This window comes from Aquimarina sp. RZ0, from assembly GCF_008370685.1.
GTDB lineage: Bacteria > Bacteroidota > Bacteroidia > Flavobacteriales > Flavobacteriaceae > Aquimarina.
Map to the genome: position 1 here is coordinate 1 of NZ_VTZU01000144.1, position 5,111 is coordinate 5,111.

Below are 5,111 nucleotides of genomic sequence, written 5' to 3' on the forward strand. Positions count from 1 at the left end.
CTCGATCAAAAAAGAAAACTAGGACTAGTGAAAAGAATTAGAAAACAAATTGATAAATTTGGATTAACTAATGATGATTTGCAAATAACTGTAAATCAGTAGTGTAATTTTACGTTAGTCAGAATCAGGATTGTACTCACAAAAGGTGTTGTAGAGTTCTTCTCCAGAAAGATTATACATAAATTGGATTCTTCTTTGATCAGCAATTCTAACTTTTTCCAGAATAATCCTAAAGTACTTGTTCATTTCCAGGGAACGATTGAGAATAGTATCAAGTTTTTCCTTACTGATTTTTAAAACAAGTGATTCCTCGGTTGCCTGTATATTGAGTTGAGAGATACTTTTATTAATAAAACTATCAAAATCAGTGAGCCACCAATTTTCGATACCAAAATTAATTATGGTATCTACACCTTTTTTATTGATGAAGAAGGATCGAAAACAACCTTTGATGATGAAATAAGTGTAACGACAATGTTGTCCTTGCTCCAGTATATATTGTTTGTTATTAATGTTTTCGGGTTCTATTGTATTCAGAAATTCTTGTAGTTCTGTCTTTACCGGGTTTGCAAATCGTAGTATATGGTTTTTTAGCGGATTGGTTATCATTTTGATACTGCTGAAAATATATGTAATAAAGTGTGTACGTAATGGTTATAGAATATTTTAATCTGAATAGGGTATCTCTCTCGACTACTTTTTTAAAGTATTAGGGATTGGTGGCGGTCCATCAGGTATAATTGCCTTGTACACTTCGTCTCCTTTTCGTTTCTGATATTCTGCCTTTACTTTTTCCAGAGTTTTTGGATTTTCATATAGATCAGTCATGGTCATTGCCATTGCTTTGGAGGCATACAGCATTCCTTTATGTCCGATACTCATTCCGCCACAGGCAACTACTGCCCAGGAATGCCAAGGAGTATCTTTTGGAGCTGTCGTAACACCCAAATTGATGTTGGGAACATTCCAGCTTACATCACCTACATCAGTAGAACCGCCTCCAGGATGTTCTTTGGTTTCTTCCAGTGGTTTTATTTCAGTATCCATTCCTACCTGTTCTTTATTGGTAATTTCCTGAATTTTTTTACCAAAAGCAATTTCCTCTGTTGTATACGTAATGGGACCAAGGAGCTCAAGATTGTTTTGCATTATTTTTCCGCCTTCGCGATTGACAAGTACTTCATAGATTCCTGAGATTAAGGAAATTTTATAATCTACATTTGCCATAATAGCCGCACCTTCTGCCATTTTCTGAACACGTTCATATACCGGCATCATACCAGAACGTTTCGTGTCACGTACCCGCAGCCATAATCGGGAGTAGTCTGGTACTACATTCACTACCTGTCCGCCATCCTGGATATGATAATGCATGCGAACGGTAGGTTTTACATGTTCTCTGTAATAATTAATTCCGGTGGTATATAATTCTAAAGCATCAGAAGCACTTCTGCCATTCCAGGGATCAGCGGATGCATGTGCTGCTTGTCCAAAAAATTCAACTTTGAAATCGACTAAAGCCAAAGAGCTTTGCACATCTGCTTTTGTGGTAGCAGATGGATGCCAGCTAATATTAACATCTACATCTTTCCAGAGTCCTTCTCTGACCATCCATATCTTTCCGAAGTACTTTTCTTCACTTGGAGTTCCAAAGAATTTAATGGTTCCCTTGATTTTTTTGCTTTCTATAAGTTCTTTTATGGCAATAGCTGCTCCCAGGCTCCCTGCACCAAATAAATTATGTCCGCAACCGTGTCCGGCAGCACCTTCCTGGAGGGGAGTTTTAGTGGGTTGTGCTTTTTGCGAAATTCCAGGAAGTGCGTCAAATTCTCCTAGCACACTTATTACAGGTTTTCCAGAACCATAGGTAGCTACAAAAGCTGTAGGCATTCCGGCAACACCACGATCTACAGTAAACCCTTGTTTCTCTGCATAATCAGCTAATAGTTTTGAAGATTTATTTTCTTCGAATGCGGTTTCTGCCAATGACCAGATCTGATCACTGATGCTAATAAGTTGTTTTTGATGATTTTCTATAGATGTAAGAATCGCTTGTTTAGTATCGGGTAATTTCTTTTGACCAAAAACAGGAAAGAGATACAGTAATGGTATTAATATGCATACTAAGTTTTTTGAGTTCATAACGGCCTTATTTGTTGAGTTTACTTAAGATGAATGTCATAAAAATAAAGCTTTTTAATTTATGAATCAGATTTTAACAGAGATACGTCGCTTTTTTGATTGATATTAAAAGGCAATCAAAAACCCTTGTCTCGGCAAGAGACAAGGGTTTGGCAGATTATTTAACCATAGGAGTATCACTTATTAGTTTCCAGTTTCCATTCGTATCTTTTACCATATTGATTAAAGATACAAATGTGGCTTTTGTTCCTTTAAAAATAACTTTTGCACTAGCAGCAGTATTGTTGACGATCACATTTTCGAAAGTTACTTTTCTGGTGTCCCCACCCCATTCTTTAGTTCTGATTTTATCCAGATACGCAGATTTGGGTAAGACTACAACTTTTTTACTACCAAAAAGACGATTCATTACTACCCTATAATTATCATCAAGATAGGTGTCTAATGCTTTAGTATCATTTTTATCCGCAGCCTTGCTAAAAGAAATGATTGTTTGTTTAATTGCATTTTGCTCCTTTGTTTGAGAAAAACCAATACTAGCAGTAAATAATGTAATGAGTCCGATAAAAATTGTTTTTTTCATTGTTATTTGTGATTTAAAGATTACTAATTTTATAAATGATTTTAAAGTTTAATTGAAACCGATGTTCGCATGATAGAATGATGTTGAAAATCATCTTCTGGGCTATACGCCATGATCATATGATATTGATATTCTTTGCCGTTGGATAAATTCTTTTGATACTTACTAATTTGTTGCAGAGGAAGTGAAAACTTTAAGAGCGTGATACCCATATTCTCTTCTCCACTTATATTTTTTGTCTGATACGGAATATTAAAACTAGTTACCGGTTTATAATTTCTGGGATTTACAGTGTAATACTCGACTACCATGGGGGTGTCATTCATATTGTGCCCCATTAATAAATAAGTGTCAGTGATATCTGATGTATCATTAAAACCAATTGCAACCCACCCAGTGGCAGGAGTGCTCGTTTTTATAAAGATCCTTCCATCTTTATGATACCAGTGAACGGTCATTTTATTTTTAATGATTGTTTCTGAGTAGTTCTCCTGTGCCGTAGCTCTAATTAGTATAAATGTTACTAGTAGTAAATATATTTTGTGTTTTTTCATAATATTGCTAGATCAACCATTGATATATCAATTTATAATTTAAAAAAATATTAGCTCATATTTTTCTGAATTCTAAGAAGAAATGATTTTAATGTTTCTATTTCTTCTTTAGAAAAGCCTTCTATACTTTTTTTTCGATGTTCTGTAATCAGATTGATGTTTTTTTCTACAAAGTTAGCTCCATTCGGAGTTAGCGAGATATTATATTGTCTTCTATTATTAGGGATTTGTTCTCGCCTGATAAGTTCTTTTTTTTCCAGAATATCTAATGTTCTTGTAATAGAGGCAGGATCTCTAAGAGATTTGTTGGCTAGTTCTTTTTGGGACATATGTCGGAGTTCATGAATGATTTTTAAAAGTATCCATTGCTCTATGGTGATCCCAAGTTTGATTTTGTCAAACTCGCGCTGAGAATATTGTTTTGATATCTTACTGGTTTTATCTATTTGAAATAAAACTACATTTTCAATATCTTTTTCTATCATAGCTAATACATGTTATCTGTGCAAAGATACATGATAAATTGATATATCAATAGTTGATCTAGATAAATAATGCTAAAAAGTTGAATTCTTTTGTTTTAGTATCAAAAAATTATACAGAGTGAAAGATGTTTTTTAATAGTGTTTAGGGGAATTTGTATCTATTTTAAAAGCCTTGAAGAATTATTTTCTACATCTGAGTACGCTTACTAATCAGATCCTTACGAATACTCATTTATTAACAGAGCTTAACTTTATTTAGAATATTTTTAACCCGTCGGGATTTAATATTTGCTTTAATCAATAGTTATCATAGCTATAGCATACATTATAAATTTAACTTTTTTAAAAATGAGAATTAAGACCTTATTTAATGTTTTAGTAATTTCAGGTTCATTATTACTAGTAGGTTGTAGTAAAACCGAAAACAAGAATAGTCAAGCTGATAAAAATAAAGGGCTTATCGCTCAGGCAAATATACCTTCTATTGAGGAAGAAAAGATGTTAACAGTTAATGGAGTAATTTCACGCGATATAGGGTTTAAAAAATTAAATCAGGCAGTTCAGGCTACGGAGCTTTCGACAGTTTTGAATGCAGATAAGGTCTATACTATATTTGCACCTCTCAATGGTGCTTTTGAAAGAATGCCGAAGAATGCATTTGATCAATTAGTTTTACCAGAAAATAAAGAGACATTAGCTGCGATCCTAAAATGCCATATCATTCCGGGAGTTATTAATGAAGAAGCTATCATAAAAGCAATTAAGAATGGAAAAGGAAGTGTGAAACTAAAGACACTGGGAGGTAGTCAATTAATAGCGACAAGAAAAAGAGGAAAGATACTCCTGATTGATGAAAATGGGAATAGTGGTAGAGTTATGAAAACAGATATTGAAGCGACTAACGGTGTGATCCATACTTTGGAATCAGTTATGCAACCTAAGAAATAGTAATGTGTTTTTTTATACATCCTAAAAAACCTCACAAATGTAGGACTTGTGAGGTTTTTTTCTTTTAATCAACTCTGATCTATATCCACTGCTATCAATCAATGTGATAAAAAATCAGGATTTCTACGATTTCAATTTTTTTCAATTTCCTTAGCCTGAATTTCCAATATTGAACGCATCTTGCGTAGTGGTTTTCAACCGAAAAGTTTGGCTTTTGCACTATAATGAAATAGTTTTTTTTTATGACTATCTGATAGTTTACATATTTCCCATTTTTTGCTAGCTACCACTGCTATGATAGCCCTGTCGAATATGGATTCAAAGTATCTTCTATTGAATTTATAACAATATTCATCCAGATATCTCTGTAAATAATGAATCCCAGTAGAATGGTATATA

Annotated in this window: 6 protein-coding genes and 1 pseudogene; 1 reads left to right on the forward strand and 6 read right to left on the reverse strand. The window is 33.5% G+C overall.

Annotation, left to right across the window (positions count from 1 at the left end; translation table 11 throughout):
• Positions 1-114 precede the first annotated feature (114 nt).
• The 5 genes from F0000_RS26400 to F0000_RS26420 all read right to left on the reverse strand — a co-directional run bounded on the left by F0000_RS26400 (position 115) and on the right by F0000_RS26420 (position 3,764).
• Entirely contained in the window at positions 115-609 is a 495-nt protein-coding gene (locus tag F0000_RS26400; protein ID WP_149627696.1) for a Crp/Fnr family transcriptional regulator, read from the reverse strand.
• 84 nt (positions 610-693) lie between these two features.
• On the reverse strand, positions 694-2,142 hold the full coding sequence (locus F0000_RS26405) for an amidohydrolase (RefSeq protein WP_149627697.1): 1,449 nt from the start codon (positions 2,140-2,142) through the stop codon (positions 694-696).
• A 157-nt stretch (positions 2,143-2,299) separates the two neighbouring features.
• Positions 2,300-2,725, reverse strand: a complete 426-nt coding sequence (locus tag F0000_RS26410; RefSeq protein WP_149627698.1) for a nuclear transport factor 2 family protein — start codon at positions 2,723-2,725, stop codon at positions 2,300-2,302.
• A gap of 41 nt (positions 2,726-2,766) precedes the next feature.
• Positions 2,767-3,279: a DOMON domain-containing protein gene (locus F0000_RS26415; RefSeq protein ID WP_149627699.1), complete on the reverse strand. Its 513-nt coding sequence runs from the start codon at positions 3,277-3,279 to the stop codon at positions 2,767-2,769.
• 50 nt (positions 3,280-3,329) lie between these two features.
• A complete protein-coding gene (locus F0000_RS26420) occupies positions 3,330-3,764 on the reverse strand; it encodes a MarR family winged helix-turn-helix transcriptional regulator (RefSeq protein ID WP_149627700.1) in 435 nt (144 codons plus the stop codon).
• A gap of 348 nt (positions 3,765-4,112) precedes the next feature.
• Between F0000_RS26420 and F0000_RS26425 the strand changes: the two genes are divergently transcribed.
• Positions 4,113-4,712, forward strand: a complete 600-nt coding sequence (locus tag F0000_RS26425) for a fasciclin domain-containing protein (RefSeq protein ID WP_149627701.1) — start codon at positions 4,113-4,115, stop codon at positions 4,710-4,712.
• Positions 4,713-4,906: 194 nt separating this feature from the next.
• On the opposite strand, the pseudogene F0000_RS28460 reads toward F0000_RS26425, so the two are convergent.
• Positions 4,907-5,111: pseudogene (locus F0000_RS28460) on the reverse strand (hypothetical protein); the annotation flags it as partial.

Bases quoted from the DNA above. Each gene is read 5' to 3' on its own strand.
- F0000_RS26400 (WP_149627696.1), bottom strand. From the start codon at position 609: ATGATAACCAATCCGCTAAAAAACCATATACTACGATTTGCAAACCCG.
- F0000_RS26405 (WP_149627697.1), bottom strand. From the start codon at position 2,142: ATGAACTCAAAAAACTTAGTATGCATATTAATACCATTACTGTATCTC.
- F0000_RS26410 (WP_149627698.1), bottom strand. From the start codon at position 2,725: ATGAAAAAAACAATTTTTATCGGACTCATTACATTATTTACTGCTAGT.
- F0000_RS26415 (WP_149627699.1), bottom strand. From the start codon at position 3,279: ATGAAAAAACACAAAATATATTTACTACTAGTAACATTTATACTAATT.
- F0000_RS26420 (WP_149627700.1), bottom strand. From the start codon at position 3,764: ATGATAGAAAAAGATATTGAAAATGTAGTTTTATTTCAAATAGATAAA.
- F0000_RS26425 (WP_149627701.1), top strand. From the start codon at position 4,113: ATGAGAATTAAGACCTTATTTAATGTTTTAGTAATTTCAGGTTCATTA.